This window comes from Lentzea indica (assembly GCF_012184385.1).
GTDB lineage: Bacteria > Actinomycetota > Actinomycetes > Mycobacteriales > Pseudonocardiaceae > Lentzea > Lentzea indica.
In genome coordinates, this window is the sequence record NZ_VSRL01000015.1 from 38,364 (window position 1) to 53,542 (window position 15,179).

At 67.9% G+C, this 15,179-nt stretch carries 19 protein-coding genes; 10 read left to right on the forward strand and 9 right to left on the reverse strand.

Features of this window, described 5'->3' with window-relative positions; genetic code table 11:
- Positions 1 to 4 precede the first annotated feature (4 nt).
- The 6 genes from cpaB to FXN61_RS06740 all read left to right on the forward strand — a co-directional run bounded on the left by cpaB (position 5) and on the right by FXN61_RS06740 (position 6,524).
- Entirely contained in the window at positions 5 to 754 is a 750-nt protein-coding gene (gene cpaB, locus FXN61_RS06715) for a Flp pilus assembly protein CpaB (RefSeq protein WP_167971279.1), read from the forward strand.
- A gap of 8 nt (positions 755 to 762) precedes the next feature.
- A complete protein-coding gene (locus FXN61_RS06720) occupies positions 763 to 1,926 on the forward strand; it encodes a CpaE/TadZ family protein (protein ID WP_167971281.1) in 1,164 nt (387 codons plus the stop codon).
- Entirely contained in the window at positions 1,923 to 3,275 is a 1,353-nt protein-coding gene (locus FXN61_RS06725) for a TadA family conjugal transfer-associated ATPase (protein WP_167971283.1), read from the forward strand. The genes FXN61_RS06720 and FXN61_RS06725 overlap by 4 nt, the downstream gene beginning before the upstream one ends.
- Entirely contained in the window at positions 3,272 to 4,885 is a 1,614-nt protein-coding gene (locus FXN61_RS06730; protein ID WP_167971285.1) for a VWA domain-containing protein, read from the forward strand. The genes FXN61_RS06725 and FXN61_RS06730 overlap by 4 nt, the downstream gene beginning before the upstream one ends.
- Before the next feature lies 1 nt (position 4,886).
- Complete coding sequence (locus tag FXN61_RS06735) at positions 4,887 to 5,771, forward strand: type II secretion system F family protein (protein WP_167971287.1); 885 nt, start codon at positions 4,887 to 4,889, stop codon at positions 5,769 to 5,771.
- A gap of 108 nt (positions 5,772 to 5,879) precedes the next feature.
- Positions 5,880 to 6,524, forward strand: a complete 645-nt coding sequence (locus FXN61_RS06740; RefSeq protein WP_167971290.1) for a response regulator transcription factor — start codon at positions 5,880 to 5,882, stop codon at positions 6,522 to 6,524.
- Positions 6,525 to 6,563: 39 nt separating this feature from the next.
- Here the strand turns inward: FXN61_RS06740 and FXN61_RS06745 are convergent, their stop codons facing one another.
- Together FXN61_RS06745 and FXN61_RS06750 are read right to left on the reverse strand one after the other, a co-directional pair.
- A complete protein-coding gene (locus tag FXN61_RS06745; RefSeq protein WP_167971292.1) occupies positions 6,564 to 6,860 on the reverse strand; it encodes a hypothetical protein in 297 nt (98 codons plus the stop codon).
- Between the two features lie 48 nt (positions 6,861 to 6,908).
- On the reverse strand, positions 6,909 to 7,748 hold the full coding sequence (locus tag FXN61_RS06750; protein WP_167971294.1) for a RecB family exonuclease: 840 nt from the start codon (positions 7,746 to 7,748) through the stop codon (positions 6,909 to 6,911).
- A 173-nt stretch (positions 7,749 to 7,921) separates the two neighbouring features.
- Between FXN61_RS06750 and FXN61_RS06755 the strand changes: the two genes are divergently transcribed.
- Positions 7,922 to 8,224, forward strand: a complete 303-nt coding sequence (locus FXN61_RS06755) for an ArsC/Spx/MgsR family protein (RefSeq protein ID WP_167971296.1) — start codon at positions 7,922 to 7,924, stop codon at positions 8,222 to 8,224.
- Here FXN61_RS06755 and FXN61_RS06760 read toward each other — a convergent pair.
- The 4 genes from FXN61_RS06760 to FXN61_RS06775 all read right to left on the reverse strand — a co-directional run bounded on the left by FXN61_RS06760 (position 8,221) and on the right by FXN61_RS06775 (position 10,531).
- Entirely contained in the window at positions 8,221 to 8,832 is a 612-nt protein-coding gene (locus tag FXN61_RS06760; protein ID WP_312877585.1) for a MarC family protein, read from the reverse strand. The two genes, FXN61_RS06755 and FXN61_RS06760, sit on opposite strands and share 4 nt — an antisense overlap.
- A 12-nt stretch (positions 8,833 to 8,844) precedes the next feature.
- Entirely contained in the window at positions 8,845 to 9,702 is an 858-nt protein-coding gene (locus FXN61_RS06765; RefSeq protein ID WP_376770591.1) for a PHP domain-containing protein, read from the reverse strand.
- A 36-nt stretch (positions 9,703 to 9,738) separates the two neighbouring features.
- On the reverse strand, positions 9,739 to 10,299 hold the full coding sequence (locus FXN61_RS06770; RefSeq protein ID WP_167971298.1) for a PH domain-containing protein: 561 nt from the start codon (positions 10,297 to 10,299) through the stop codon (positions 9,739 to 9,741).
- Positions 10,300 to 10,363: 64 nt separating this feature from the next.
- Complete coding sequence (locus tag FXN61_RS06775; RefSeq protein WP_246290905.1) at positions 10,364 to 10,531, reverse strand: hypothetical protein; 168 nt, start codon at positions 10,529 to 10,531, stop codon at positions 10,364 to 10,366.
- Positions 10,532 to 10,663: 132 nt separating this feature from the next.
- On the opposite strand from FXN61_RS06775, the gene FXN61_RS06780 reads away from it, so the two are divergent.
- Complete coding sequence (locus FXN61_RS06780; RefSeq protein WP_167971358.1) at positions 10,664 to 11,077, forward strand: NUDIX hydrolase; 414 nt, start codon at positions 10,664 to 10,666, stop codon at positions 11,075 to 11,077.
- Positions 11,078 to 11,105: 28 nt separating this feature from the next.
- Here FXN61_RS06780 and FXN61_RS06785 read toward each other — a convergent pair whose 3' ends face one another.
- The gene (locus FXN61_RS06785) at positions 11,106 to 12,101 is read right to left on the reverse strand and encodes a DUF2332 domain-containing protein (RefSeq protein ID WP_167971302.1); all 996 of its coding nucleotides are present in this window, start codon (positions 12,099 to 12,101) and stop codon (positions 11,106 to 11,108) included.
- 1 nt (position 12,102) lies between these two features.
- A complete protein-coding gene (locus FXN61_RS06790) occupies positions 12,103 to 12,606 on the reverse strand; it encodes a MaoC family dehydratase (RefSeq protein WP_167971303.1) in 504 nt (167 codons plus the stop codon).
- A gap of 292 nt (positions 12,607 to 12,898) precedes the next feature.
- Here FXN61_RS06790 and corA point away from each other — a divergent pair, with 292 nt between their 5' ends.
- Entirely contained in the window at positions 12,899 to 13,969 is a 1,071-nt protein-coding gene (corA, locus tag FXN61_RS06795; RefSeq protein WP_167971305.1) for a magnesium/cobalt transporter CorA, read from the forward strand.
- 139 nt (positions 13,970 to 14,108) lie between these two features.
- Complete coding sequence (locus tag FXN61_RS06800; RefSeq protein WP_167971210.1) at positions 14,109 to 14,486, forward strand: hypothetical protein; 378 nt, start codon at positions 14,109 to 14,111, stop codon at positions 14,484 to 14,486.
- Here the strand turns inward: FXN61_RS06800 and FXN61_RS51590 are convergent.
- On the reverse strand, positions 14,470 to 15,111 hold the full coding sequence (locus FXN61_RS51590; protein WP_312877586.1) for a DUF2332 family protein: 642 nt from the start codon (positions 15,109 to 15,111) through the stop codon (positions 14,470 to 14,472). The two genes, FXN61_RS06800 and FXN61_RS51590, sit on opposite strands and share 17 nt — an antisense overlap.
- Positions 15,112 to 15,179: the final 68 nt, after the last annotated feature.

A 15,179-nucleotide genomic window follows, 5' to 3' on the forward strand; every position in this document is an offset into this window, starting at 1 on the left:
AGTCATGAAGAACCGCGCTCTCATCATCATCCTGGCGGTGGCGCTGGCCATCTGTGGCAGCGCCGGGGTGTTCCTCTACGTCCGCAGCGCCGACGCTCGTGCGATCGCGGGCCAGCAGGCCATCACCGTGCTCGTCGCGAAGGAACGCATCCCCGCCGGCACCACCGCCGAGTCGGTGATGAAACTCGTGGACAAGCAGCAGATGCCCAAGAGCAGCGTACCCGCCAACGTACTGTCCGAATTGGACACGTCGATCGTCGACCTCGTGACCTCGTCGGAAATCGCGGAGGGCCAGCTGGTCACCAAGGCGTTGTTCACCGAGGCGGCCTCGCTCGCCAAGGGCATCTCGATCCCCGACGGGATGATCGCGGTGACCGTGCCGACAGAGGCCTGGCAGAGAGCGGGCGGGCTCATCCAGAAGGGCTCGAAGGTCGCGGTGTTCGACACGTTCACCGTGATGGACGGCAAGGGCAACACACCGTCCGGTGACGGTCTGTCCAAGCAGTACGAGCGCAACCAGTCCACCCGCCTGCTGCTGACCGGCCTTGAAGTCCTCTCCGTGGTCGGCGAGAAGCAGGCAGCGGAGGACGGCGACGTCGGCAAGGCGATCGTCACGGTCGCGGTGAAGCAGGCGGATGCGGAGAGGCTCATCCACGGCCAGCAGACCGGAACGCTCTACTTCGCGCTGCTCGGCGGCAAGTCCGAGGTCACGCCGGGCAACGGCGTCGACAACCGTTCCCTGTTCGGAAACTGAGGCGTGCCATGACGATCCTGTGCGACCCGGCCGCCCGTGCCGGACAGCTCTCCCACGCCGTCGGCGTCGTCGGCAGCGACGTCGTCACCGCCGCGACGCTCGCCGAGACCGGCCGGTTGCTCGCCGCGGACCCCGCCGAACTGCTCGTCGTCATCGGTGCGGCCGTCGATCTGAACGAGGCACTCGTTTTCGCCGAGACGATGCGGGTCGAGCGTCCCACGGTCGGTGTGGTGCTGCTGCGCGAGGTGCTCGACGTCGTCGTGCTGACGCAGGCACTCCGCGCGGGTGTTCGTGAGGTTGTCGCGCGGGACGACCTCCCGTCCCTGGCCGATGCCTGCGCTCGATCGCGGGCATTGTCCGCGCAGGTGACCGGGGTACCGCAGCCCCACGCCGACGAGCGCAAGCACGGCCAGGTGATCACCGTGTTCTCCGCGAAGGGCGGGTGCGGCAAGACGACGCTCGCGGTGAACCTCGCCGCTGTGCTCGCGGCCGGTGGCGCACGGTCGGTCTGCCTGGTGGACCTCGATCTCGCGTTCGGCGACGTCGGAATCTGCCTGCGGGCCGAGCCGGTCCGCACGATCGTGCACGGGCTCGGGATGCTCGGCCACCTCGACGTCACGGGCACGTCATCGCTGCTCACGGCGTGCCGGCCAGGGCTCAGCGCACTCCTCGCGCCGGTCGAACCCGGTGACGCGGAACGGATTCCGGCGACGCTGGTCAGCGAACTGCTGGAGGTGCTACCGACGATGTTCGACTTCGTCGTCGTGGACACGCCTTCGGCCTTCAGTGAGCACGTGCTGGCGGCGATGGACGCCTCGCACCACCACGTCCTGCTGACCACGCCGGACGTTCCGGCGCTGAAGAACCTGCGCGTGACGCTCGACATGCTGGACCTGCTGTCGTACGCGCACGACATCCGGTCGGTCGTGCTGAACCGCTCCGACTCCAAGGTCGGCCTCTCGATGGACGACATCGAACGCGTTGTGCGCAGCGACATCCGCGCACACGTGCCGTCCAGCCGGGACGTGCCGATCTCGGTGAACAAGGGCAACCCGATCGTCCTCGACCTGCCCAAGCACTCGGTGAGCGAGGCGATCGCGCGGTTCGCCCGTGAACACGTGCTCACCGAGCCCGCGGTCATCGCGGCCAAGTCCAAGAGGTGGTTCCGATGAGCCTGGCCAATCGCATTGCCGCGCAACGGGAATCCGTCGCCCCGGCACACCAGCCGCGCAGGCACGCCCGTGCCGCGGACCCGTTCGCCGAGGTGAAGCGCAGCGTGCACGCGGGCCTGCTGGAGGTGCTGGGCCCCAAGCTCTACGACGCGCACCTCGACCAGCGTGAGCTGGAAGTCCAGGTGCGTCAGACGTTGCAGGCGGTGCTGGAACGCGACGAGACGCCGCTGACCAACGCCGACCGCACCCGTATCTCGCTGGAGGTCCTGGACGAGATCCTCGGCCACGGCCCTCTGGAGCCCTACCTGCGCGACCCGGGCATCTCCGAGATCATGGTCAACGGCTTCGACCAGGTCTACGTCGAGCGGTCGGGCCGGTTGGAGCCGGTTCCCGCGGCGTTCGCGGACGAGTCGCACCTGCGCCGCACGATCGACAAGATCGTCGCCAAGGTCGGCCGCCGGGTCGACGAGGCCTCGCCCATGGTCGACGCCCGCCTGCCCGACGGCAGCCGCGTCAACGCCGTAGTGCCGCCGATCGCACTGGACGGCTCGGTGCTGACGATCCGAAAGTTCGCCGCCGACCCGTTCACCGTCGACGACCTGGTCGGATTCGGCACGCTGACGCCCGCGACCGCGTACCTGCTGCAGGCGTGCGTGCACGGGCGGATGAACATCCTGATCGGTGGCGGCACCGGCTCCGGCAAGACGACGTCGCTGAACGTGCTGTCGTCGTTCGTGCCGGCCGACGAGCGCATCGTCACCATCGAGGACGCCGCCGAGCTCCAGCTGCGTCAGGACCACGTGCTGCGTCTGGAAGCCCGGCCGCCGAACGTGGAGTCACGCGGTGAGGTGGCCGTGCGGGACCTGGTTCGCAACGCGCTGCGCATGCGACCCGACCGAATCATCGTCGGCGAGGTCCGCGACGGCGCCGCGCTGGACATGTTGCAGGCCATGAACACCGGCCACGACGGCTCGATCACCACCGTTCACTCCAACTCGCCGCGCGACTCGTTGTCCCGCTTGGAAACCATGGTGCTGATGGCGGGCGTCGACCTGCCGGCGCGGGCGATCCGCGAGCAGATGGCGTCCGCGATCGACCTGATCGTGCACCAGTCACGGCTCAAGGACGGCACGCGGCGGATCACCCACATCACCGAGGTGATCGGGATGGAGGGCGAGATCGTGACTCTTCAGGACATCTTCGAGTTCGACTTCCACGCCGGTGTCGACGAGCACGGGCTCTACCGGGGTCAGCTGCAGTCGACCGGGCTGCGGCCGCACTTCGTGGAGCGGTTGCGGGACCGCGGGATCGATGTTCCTCCGCACCTGTTCGGGGGTGGTCCGCGATGAGGCGAGTTCTTGCCGGGCTCCTGATCGGCGCTGTGCTGACGTTCGTGTTCAGCGCTTTTGCCGTTGCCGCACCATCTCGCGGGGTCGTGGTGCTGGTCGACACCAGCGGGTCGATGGCGCCGGACCGGATTGTCGTCGCACGGCAGGCAATCGCGACCTACGTGGGGTCGCTGCCCGCAGACGTGCAGGTCGGTCTGGTCGCGTTCTCGTCGCAGCCTTCACTGGTTCTCGCACCTACCGCCGACCGCGGTGCTGTGGCTGGTGCACTGGATCGCTTGCAGGCCAAGGGCGACACGTCGTTGTTCGATGCTGTTCCGGTCGGGTTGTCCGCGCTGCAGGGCATTTCCGAGCGGCGCATGGTGATCGTGTCCGACGGTGAGGACACAGTCAGCAAGTCCACCGTGGATGCCGCCGTTTCCGCTGTGGCGGCTGCCGGTGTGCCGACCGACGTGATCGGGTTCCAGTACAGCGATGATGCTTTGCGCCGGATCGCTGGTGCTGCGGGAGGACGTCTGTTGACCGCCTCCGACACGCCCGCGCTGGCCGCTGCTTTCGCTGCTCTGGCCGTGCCTTCGCCGGTTCCGTCACCTACCGCGGCCGAACCCGTCGCGACTCCTGATCCCGTGCCTGTCGCGATTCCCGCTCCGACTCCCGGGCAGAACTGGCAGACCGGAGCGTTGATCATCGGCACGTTCCTCGTGGTGTTCGTCCTCGTGATCCTCGTGCTGGCGCCACGTCGTTCCGCCGCGGGCCGCAAGCTGGAACGGCATCTGGAACACTACGGCGCGCAGGAACCCGTTGCGCAGGAGGAAAGCCAGGCCGCGCAGGTGGCCGTGGTGTGGACCCGCCGGGTGATGAGCGACGTCAGCGCCGCCCGCCTCGCGGACCGGCTCGACCTCGCCGGGGTGAAGGCCAGCCCGGCGGAGTGGACGTTGCTGCGGGTCTGCGCTTCTGCCGGGCTCGCCGCTCTGCTGACGTTGCTGACGACCTGGTGGATCGGTGTGCCGCTGGGCGTTGTGGCCGGCTGGCTCGTGACCGCGCTGGCGTTGAAGGTGCGGACCTCGAAGCGCCGCGCGGCGTTCGCCGACCAGCTCCCGGACGTGCTGCAGCTGATCGCCAGCTCGCTGCGCTCGGGTTTCTCACTGGCCCAGTCCATCGACGCCGTGGTGCGCGACGACACCCAGCCGGCCGCGGGCGAGTTCTCCCGCGCGCTGGCCGCCACCCGGATCGGCGCCGAACTGGAAGACGCCCTCGACCGCGTGGCACTGAGAATGCGCTGCCCCGACCTCGCGTGGGTCGTCATGGCAGTCCGCATCCAGCGCCAGGTCGGCGGCAACCTCGCCGAGGTGCTGATGAACACCGTCGCCACCATGCGCGACCGCTCCCAGACCCGCCGACACGTCCGCGCGCTGTCCGCGGAGGGCCGCCTGTCGGCTTATGTGCTGGTCGGGCTGCCGATCGTGCTGGCAGCGTTCCTGTTCTGGACGCGCCCGGAGTACATGCGCCCGCTGTACACCACGTTGGTCGGCATCGTGATGCTCGCGGGTGCTGCTGTGTTGGTCGTCATCGGCTCGCTGTGGATGCGCAAGCTCGTGCGCGTGGAGGTGTGACATGGTGCTCATTTTTGGGCTCGGCTGTCTGCTGCTCGCTTTCTCGTTGGGCGTCGTCGCGCTCGTAGCCAAACCGCGCGTCACCGCCTCCGGCTCGCTGGACCTGATCGAGACGAGCTACTCGGCCGCGGTCGTCCAGAAGTCGGACGTCGGCACGTCGCCGAGCTGGCTGCGCTCCATCGCCGTGCGCCTGTCCCCCGCCGGTGTGGCCCACGGGTTGCAGCGCCGCCTCGACCTGGCCGGCAACCCGGCGACCTGGACCCCGGACCGCGTGCTCGCGGCCAAGGGGCTCTGCTTGCTGGTCGGCGCCGGTCTGGGCGGCATGCTCGGCTTCCGTTCGGTGGGCTGGCTGGTCGCCGGGCTGGCAGTGGGCGCGGTCTTCGGCTTCTTCCTGCCCGACCTCCTGCTGCTCAACGCGGGCCAGAAGCGCCAGACATTGATCCGCCGCGCTCTCCCCGACGCCCTCGACATGCTGACCGTGTGTGTCGAGGCAGGCCTCGGCTTCGACGCGGCTCTCGCCCAGGTCGCCCGCAACACCGCGGGTCCACTGGCCCAGGAATGCGCCCGCGTGCTGCAGGAGATGCAGATCGGCAAGTCCCGCAACGAGGCGTTGCGCTCGCTGACCACACGCACCACGGTCAACGAGCTCCGCGCGTTCATCTCGGCCCTGTCCCAGGCCGGTGAGCTGGGCGTTCCCATCGCGTCCGTGCTGCGTGAACAGGCCCGCGAGATGCGGATCCGGCGCCGCCAGCGCGCCGAGGAACAGGCCCAGAAGGTGCCGGTGAAGATTCTGTTCCCGCTGATCGCGTGCCTGTTCCCGGCCATGTTCGTGGTCATCATCGGCTCCGGTGCCATCAGCATCGCCCGCGTCCTGATGCAGATCTGACGGTCCCTGCCAGGACGGGACCAAAGACCCCATTAGGCCCTTTGGTGTAACCAAGAGTGACATTCGGAACGACATGCGGGTTGAACCTTCAACCGATAGGGGCGGCTTATGGCGATCAGAGTTGTCGTCGTCGACGGACACACGCTCACCCGTTTCGGTCTGACGACGCTCGCCGCCGAGCACCCCGACCTCGAGGTGGTCGCGGAGGCGAGCACAGCGGCCGAGGCCCCCGCCGTCATCGCCGCATCGAGTCCGGACGTCGTCACCGTGGCCGTGGGCCTGCCTGACGCCGACGGCCTGAGGTTCGCCCGCGAACTGCGCGACCGCTACCCGACGCTGGGCATCGTGGTGCTGACGTCGCAGGGCGAGGACGACGTGCTGTTCCGCGCCCTGGAGACCGGCGCATCGGCCTTCGTCGGCAAGAGCGCCCCGGTCGAGGAGATCCTCTGCGCCATCCGGCACGCAGCCGTGGCGGCCTCGTCGTTCACCGCGGCAGGCCTGGCGCTCGCCATGGCACGCCGCCAGTCCACGGCCAGCCGCCTGGCGTTGAGCCCGCGCGAGCGCGAGGTGCTGATGCTGCTGCGGGACGGCGTGTCCATCCCCGCCATCGCGCGCACCCTGTACGTGTCGCCTTCGACGGCCAAGACGTACGTGTCACGCCTCTACGAAAAGCTCGGCGCTTCCAACCGCGCACAGGCCTTGATGGCGGCGCTGCGCAACGGCCTCATCCGAAGCGACGCCGCCAGCGCCTGAGCACACCAGCCGCCCGGTCCCCACCAGCAATGCGGCGAGTCAGGCCCACCAGAAGGTCCACAGGGTCGCCCCTGTCACCACCAGCACCGCCAGCGAGGCCAACGGCGCCTTCCAGTCCGCGTACCGGTCAGCCACGATCTGCCCCGCGACGACGACCAAAGCCGCCACGACGTGCGCCGTGACCGACAACGTGCCGGGTCCAGGCAGATCGCGGGAGTTCGCGTAGAACTGGACGCCGATGTTCCCCAGAGCGAGCAGCACCATGCCCACCGCGAGCACACCGCTCACGGCGCGCAGGATTCCGTAGGTCCGCGACGGCCGCTTTGCTACTTCCACGTCCACTCCCGCCACCCTACGGGGCCGCCGGTTCTCACGACTCGACGGCTACGGAGCCAGCAACGCCCACGGTTCCAACGACGGTGCGGCCGCCTGCCCCTCCGGACAGCTCCGCCGGAAGTCGCACCACTGGCACTGCCGCCCGGTGACCGGCGGAAACAGGATCTCCTGATCTCCACCGGCTTTCAGCGTCTCCGTGGCCAGGTCGATCTCGTCCGCCGCCTCCTCCGCCCGCCGAACGTGCCGGGCCAGCGACTCCTCCGTGTGCTCCCACACCGCCACCGACCCGGACGGCAGGTGGTGCAACTCCACCCGGCTGCACGGCTTGCGCAACGTGCGCCGAGCGGCCAGCGCGTACAAAGCCAAAGCCTGCGAACCCCGAGCGTCGTCAGAGGTCAGCACGTGACGCCCGGTCTTGTAGTCGACGATCACGAGCTCGCCGTCGCGGTAGTCGATGCGGTCGACCCGCCCCTCGGCCACGATGCGCTCGGTCGGCGACGACACCCAGCGCTCCACCCCGAGCGGCTCGAAGTCGACGTCCAGCGACGACACGTAGTCGTGCACCCAGCCCTGCGCGCGCGAGCGGTACTCGGCGGCCTGGTCGACGTCGCGGAAACCCTCGGACTTCCACTGCCGGTTCACCAGCGCCACGGCCTGGTCCGGCGTGCGCTTGTCCGGAGGCAGATCGAACAACGCCTTGAGGGCGTTGTGCACCACAGCGCCCAAGGTGTTGTGCGCCCAGGCACCGCCCCTCGGTGGCGTGGGGCGGTCGAGGTACGTCATCCGGAAGCGGCGCGGGCAGTCCGTCCACGTCGCGAGCTTCGCGGGCGTGACGCGCACGAGCCGACGGCGGTGCTGCGTGCCGAAGTCGAAGCCGAGTTGTTCCACCCCAATCAAGGTACTCAGCCCCTCTGACAGTGTTGGATTGCCCCTGCTCCGCAGACGGCGGCGAGTTCGCCGGGAAGTCGGCCATCCGGCTGCCGCTTCGGCCCGAATCGCCTCCGGCGGTTGACCCGAAGGGGCAACCGGATGACCGACGCGAACTCGCTACATTTTCGCGCATGGAGATCTGGCACAACCCGCGCTGTTCCAAGAGCCGCGCCGCCAAGCAACGCCTCGACGACGAGGGCATCGAGTACACCGAACGGCGCTATCTCGACGACGCCCCCACCGCCGAGGAGCTCGACCACGTCCTCAAGCTCCTGGGCAAAGAGCCGTGGGAGATCGCGCGCACCAAGGAACCCGCCTACCCCAAGCTCCTCGAGCACGACCGCGCCAAGTGGATCGCGCACATGGTCGCCAACCCGAGCCTGATCGAGCGCCCGATCATCATCGACGGCGACAAGGCCCACATCGAGCGCTAGACGCCAGAAGAAATGAAGCCCTGCACCGACGACGCGACCAGCTGCACGGCGATCGCGGCCAGCAGCAGACCGGCGATCTTGGCCATGAGCAGGATCCCGCTCTCCTTGAACACCTTGATCAGCAGTCCGGCGGACCGCAGTGTCCCCAGCAGGATCAGGTGCACGGCCACGATCGCCGCGGCCAACGCGAAGTAGGAGCCCCAGCCGTCAGCCTGCCGCACGAACACGATCGTCGCGGCGATGGCGCCGGGCCCGGCCAGCAGCGGCGTCCCCAACGGCACCAGGGCGATGTTGACGTCCTCGACCTCGGGGTGGTTGGTCGCGCCCTTGCCGGTCAGCAGGTCCAGCGCGATCAGCAAGAGCAGCAACCCGCCCGCGCCCTGCAGCGCGGGAATGCCGATGTGCATGTACGCCAGGATCGAGTTGCCCGCGACGGCGAACAGCGTGATCACCAGGAACGACACCAGCACGCCCTGCCGCGCGGCTCGCTTGCGCTGGTCCCGTGACTTGCGGCCCACCAGTCCCAGGAACACGGGCACGGTGCCGGGCGGGTCCATGATCACCAGCAGGGTGATCGTGGCCTCGATGAAGAGCCGCAGGTTGAACACGAAGACACCGCCCTATCCGACGAGGATCTTGCCGCCGGTCGCCCGCTCGGCCAGAGCATCCAGCATCTCCGGCGCCGTCGTCTCCGCGCCGAGCCGCACCGTCTTGTTCGTGCCGTGGTAGTCACTCGACCCGGTGACGATCAGTCCCAGCGACGAGGCCAGCGACCGCAACGACGCCCGCGTCTCAAGATCGTGGTCCGGATGGTCCACCTCGACCCCGGCCAGGCCGGCGGCGGCCAGCGAACGCACGACGTCAGAGGTCACGATGGGCCCGCGCGACACCGCGAACGGATGCGCGAGCACCGTCACGCCACCGGCCTCGGTGATCATCTCGATGGCGCGCTCGACGGGTGTGTCGGTCCGCCCCACGTAATAACGCCCACCCGTCAGGTAGGTCGCGAAGGCCTCGTCGACGGAGGTCACCACCCCGGCGCGGATCAACGCCTGCGCCAGGTGCGGACGACCTGCGGGCGCGTCGAAGGGCAGCCGCGTCATCAGGTCGACCGGGTCGATCGGGAAGCCGTCGGCCTGCATCATCTCGGCCATCTTCTGCAGCCGGTGCCGCCGCTCCTCGCGCAGCCGCGACTGCTCGACCATCAACGCCGCGTGCGTCGGGTCGTACAGATAGGCCAGCAGATGCACGGTGATCGTGCGGCCACGGCCGTCAGGGCACGCGCAGGAGAGCTCGGCGCCACGCACCAGCCGCAGGCCAGGAGGCAATGTCGCAGCCGCCTCGGCCCACCCGGCCGCGGTGTCGTGGTCGGTGATCGCCACCGCGTCGAGCCCTGCTCGCGCCGCAGCCTTCACCAGTTCGGCAGGGCTGTCGGTGCCGTCGGACTCGGTCGAATGGGTGTGCAGATCGATGACCACGTCGTCCAGTGTGGACGACGCCCCTGTGAGGTCCCGCTACGGGACCATCTTCTTCCCGCGCGCAGCCCGCTGTGCCTTGATCATCGAGAACCGCTCCGCCTGCGCCTTCTTGTCACCGAAGGTCAGCTCCGAAATGGCGTCGTACACCTCTTCGGGGTCCGGCAGGAACTCCAGGCGGTTCAGCGCCTGGATCTGACCGGCCGACTCCACGATCAGCGTGCCGTAGCCGAACATGCGTCCGCCCACGGTGCGCTCATAGGTGAGGTCGGTGACCTTGCTGATGGGCATCATCGCGACCTTGGTCTCGAAGACGCCCGATGTCAGCATGAACCGCTTGTCGGTGACGACGATGCGCTCGACCCACCACTCGATGATGAAGTAGGCGACCCGCAACAGCACGAGCAGCCCGCCGTACCACAGCACGTTCTGGATCACGCCCGCGTCGGCGGGAAGCAGGTACGAGATCATCATGAAGCCGGCGAGCAGTGCTGCGGCTTCGAGCACGTCCCAGATCAGGTAGGACCAGTGCCTGCGCACCCGGATGACCCGACGCTCGCTCGACAGCAGGTAGTCGTCCGGATCACGTGGTGCGAACATGCGCTACCAGCCCTTTCCCGATGCCAGCCAGTGCTCTGTCCCCGCCTCCCGGCGAACCGGGGGACTAGAACAATTGTCGCACGAAGGTGATCAGGGCCTCAGCCGCAGTTCGCAGCGAGTTGAGGATGTTGGTGACCAACTGTGCGGCCTGCTGCGGCTCAGCGATGAGGAAGAACAGCAGCAAGGCGATTCCGGCGAAAGTGAGAATCTTCTTCAAGTTCACGGTGTCCACCCCGTCCGCGTTCGCACCCGTTTGGCGCCGTTCGTGACCGTTGTACAGCACGATTCAGCGCCTTGGGAGATTTGTACCGCAGCCGGGGTAGTGGACTGCACCGCCGTTCCGGGGTGACTACGCTTCGTGTTCGTGACGGCGAGCAGCGAGCGCACCATCCGTTGTGTCGGAGCCATCGTTCATGACTCGAACGGGCGACTACTGCTCGTGCGACGTGCCAATCCGCCTGGTGAGGGCATGTGGTCGATACCAGGCGGGCGCGTGGAGCCAAAAGAGACGGATGAGGCTGCCGTGACTAGGGAACTAGCCGAAGAAACGGGACTCTCCGTCACCGTTGGACGCCTCGTCGGCAGCGTCGAGCGCCAGGCCCCGAACGGGGTTTTCTTGATCTTCGACTACGAATGCCAGGTCACGTCGGGTGTGCTCCGAGCGGGCGACGACGCATCGGATGTCGCTTGGGTCGACAGTGCGACGTTGGCCACACTTCCGACCACTCACGGGCTCCTAGAAGCGCTTTCCGAGTGGAACTGCCTGCCCAGGGCCTGATCAGGGTTCACGCGATCGGGGCGAGTGCTCAACGCCAAACGAGACGTTGCCCGTGGGCCTCGGTGGTGGCCAGAGTGGTCGTCTCGACTTCCGAGTCACGCACACGGATGAGCCGCAGCTCACCGCCCTCGTGAGCGGCCCACCACGCGGGCCTGCCCAAAGCCGACAAAGCAGGCACCAGGTCGAGCCCTGACCCGCTCGTGATGACGACGAGCGGCGCGTCGATCGGCTCGACCGCCTTGGCGAGGTCCGCGACCGGATCTCCGGCGACCAGACGTGGCGGGTTCTTGCGGAGCACCCCGCACGCCACTCCGAACAGACGCAGCCGTTCCGGTTGGTCGGCCCACACGCACGCCTCCAGCCAGGCGTACGCGTCCTCGTCCGCCAGGTCCGCGGGTGCCACGCCGATGCCGGCCTTCGCGGCCACCTTGATCGTCTTGGGCAGCTTCGGCAGCACCGCGCCCGGTGCCAGTTCCAGCGAGCAGTGCAGGCCCAGCGCGGCCTTCGCGGGCCCGGCGACGAGCTGACCGGCCTCCTGGGTCTGGTAGCGGTACGAGTACTGGTCGAGCCCGAGCAGCAGACCGGCCGTCGTCGCGACCTCCACGAGCCCGATCGGCCCGCCCGCCTGCTTCGCCGCGGCGGCCACAGCCGGAAACAGAAGCGCGGCCCTGCGCACCTCGTTGCTCTGGATCACCTGGGAGCTCACCAGAGCCCGCACGCGGTCGGCGCGCTCCAGCAGGAAGTCGCGGAAGAGCGGCCAGGTGTTCTCGTCCGCGCCGTAGGTCCCGCCGAGCGACGGGTAGTAGTTCGAGAGCTGGTGGAACGGTTCCGCCTGCACCAGCCGATGCGCCGCCGCCAGCAGGAGTTCGCCCGTGGCGTTGTCCTCACTGGCGGCGGTCAGCAGATCGGCGACCTCCGGATCGTCGGCAGCACGCGACGCGAGGTGCTCGTAGAGCGGCGAGATGCCGGCCGCCTCCTCCGCGAACGCACGCAGACGCTGCTGTGCCAGATCCAGAGAAGTCACTTCACTCCTTCGGTTCGGGGCGCCCGGGCTGCTCGCCGCCGCGAGCTTCACCGTAAGACCTCTTGGGCACCATGACCTTGCGGCGGAAGATGCACACGACCGTGCCGTCCTGCTTGTAGCCGCGGGTCTCGACGTAGACCACGCCCCTGTCGTCCTTGGACTTGGACGGCGTCTTGTCGAGCACCTCGGTCTCTCCGTAGATCGTGTCACCGTGGAACGTCGGCTTCACGTGCCGCAGCGACTCGATCTCCAGGTTGGCGATCGCCTTGCCGGAGACGTCGGGCACGGACATGCCCAGCAGCAACGAGTAGATGTAGTTGCCGACGACGACGTTCTTGCCGAAGTCCGTCGTGTTCTCCGCGTAGTTCACGTCCATGTGGAGCGGGTGGTGATTCATCGTGAGCAGGCAGAACAGGTGGTCGTCGTACTCCGTGACCGTCTTGCCCGGCCAGTGCTTGTAGATCGCTCCGACCTCGAACTCCTCGTAGTACCGACCGAACTGCACCGCGCCTCCAACTACGTGTGATCGAGATCTGTCTCAGGTGGGGAGACAGTCTGAGCAGAGAGGGAGTACCCTCGGCAACCGGTGTGTGAGGATTTCCACCACCAGTGACCTTCGCCCCGAGGAGGTGAGGACCCCTAAATGAGCAAGGACCCCCACCCTGCCAGTACCAAGCGCGTCTTCACCGAGGTGGCCGGCTAGATCGTTCTAGACCGCTCGAGTTTCCCTCCGGTGGGACGCCCGTCGTGCTTTTCGTGCACTTGAACGACGACGTGTGGCCCTGGAGGAACTCACCATGCCCAGCCTGCCCTCGATCCGCGGACGCGGCGCTCAGCAGCGCCCCGCTCCGCACATCACCGTGCCGTTGTCGCACTACGTGGTCGACTGCGCGGTCTACGTCGATGGCAAGCGCTTGCCGGGCCGCTGGACGCACACCGACGCCGTCAAGGAAGTGCGCAAGCGCAAGGACGGCTTCGTCTGGATCGGACTGCACGAGCCCGACGCCGAGCAGATCCAGGGCATCGCGGAGACGTTCGGCCTGCACGAGCTCGCGGTGGAGGACGCGGTGCACGCGCACCAGCGTCCGAAGCTCGAGCGGTACGACAACACGCTCTTCATGGTCTTCAAGACCGTCCGCTACGTGACCAACGAGTCCCCCGACACCGCCAACGAGATCGTCGAGTCCGGCGAGATCATGGTGTTCCTCGGCAAGGACTTCGTCATCACCGTGCGGCACGGCAACCACTCCGGGCTCTCCAAGCTGCGCCACGTGCTGGAGGAGGACCCGGAGCGGCTGGAGATCGGTCCTTCCGCGGTGATGCACGCGATCGCCGACCAGGTGGTGGACAACTACCTCGAGGTCACCGACCACATCGAGGACGACATCGACCGCATGGAGGAGCGGGTCTTCGCGCCGCGCAGCGAGGTGAGCGCGGAGCAGATCTACATGTTCAAGCGCGAGGTCGTGGAGCTGCGCCGCGCGGTGATGCCGCTCGCGAACCCGTTGCGCCGCTTGGCGGAGGGCTACACGCCGCTCATCCCCGAAGAGGTCAGGGCGTTCTTCCGCGACGTCGACGACCACCTCACCGAGGTGTCCGAGCGCGTGACCGCGTTCGACGAGTTGCTGACCACGCTGGTCGACGCGACGCTCGCGAAGATCACGCTGCAGCAGAACACCGACATGCGCAAGATCACCTCGTGGGTCGCGATCATCTCCGTGCCCACCATGGTCGTCGGCGTGTACGGCATGAACTTCGACTACATGCCCGAGCTCAAGTGGAAGTTCGGCTATCCCCTGGTGATGAGCCTGGTCCTCATCGCCTGCCTCACGCTCTACCGAATATTGCGCCGAAATCGCTGGCTCTAGTCCCGGTTTCGCTCGCTTTGCTCGTTGTAGAGAGGCCCTGTCATGACCAGAATCCTCACCAACATCCGCTTCTGGATCCTCGCGTTCCTGCTTTGCTGGATCACCACCGTGTTCGTGCTGATCTCGGGGACGCCCTGACGTGCACGAGCGGCTGACGAACCTCAGGTTCTGGCTGCTGGTCTTCCCGATCGGCTGGCTCGTGATGGTGATCATCTCCATCGCGAGCTGGCCGGAACCCGGCGCCTCGTCCCCGGAGCAGCTCACCGCCGACGTGACGAACGCGTTGCGCGCACACGACTTCCACAAGCTTGAGCCGTTGCTCGCCGTCGGCGGCGAGGACGTGGCGAAGGCGACCGTCGAGCACTTCGCCACGGCACAGGTGGACCGCGGCGTCTACCGTGACGGCGCGGTCGTCGTGGAGTACACCCGCGACGGCACGAGTGGCGACTTCCGGTTGCCCGTCGAGGAACACGACGGCCGGTACGTCGTGAACGCGGTGATCATTCCCAAGGGGTGACGTTCCAGGTGAACGGTGTGCCGTGCCCTTCGCCGTACCCGAGGTTCAGTGAGATCCCGGCCGGCCAGAGCTTGAGCAACAGCTCGAACCGGTAGCCGGCGTCCCATCGACGCGGCTCGAACACCAGCAGTGCCAACGGTGTCGTGGGCGTCGCCTTCGCGGCCGCGTCAGCCAGCACCGCCCGGCCCATCGCCCTGTCGGCAGGCGAAACGTACTGCCACACCACGGAATGCCACACGACGGTGAGCACGTCGCGTTCGGCGCGGGTGAGCTGTTTCGCGAGCCATTCGGGGCCCGCGGACTGTTCGACCTTCACCGGGTCCGTCGCCGCCAGGTCGAGCGCGTCCCTGAGCCGGTTCCACCTCTCCAGCTGGTCCGCCCAGACGAACGAGCTCAGGTGCAGGCGTCCGTCCTCTGTGGACACGTCGACCGGTCGGAGGTCGCACCCCGCCCTTCCGACCACGCGCAGCCGGTGACCGAGGTCGGTCGGCGGCCTGCCGGTCCACTCGGGGTCGAGGACGAGGAGGCTGTCCGGGTCGCCGAGCACCGTGTCGTCGAGCCGGTAGCCGACGTGGTGCGGGCGCAGGTTGAGCCCACCGCTCGCGCCGACCTCCAGCAGCCGCACGCAGAAGGCACGTGCCTGCCGCCGCCTTCGCCGCCTCCTGCGCGGCGACCATCAGGCCGCCGTAGAGG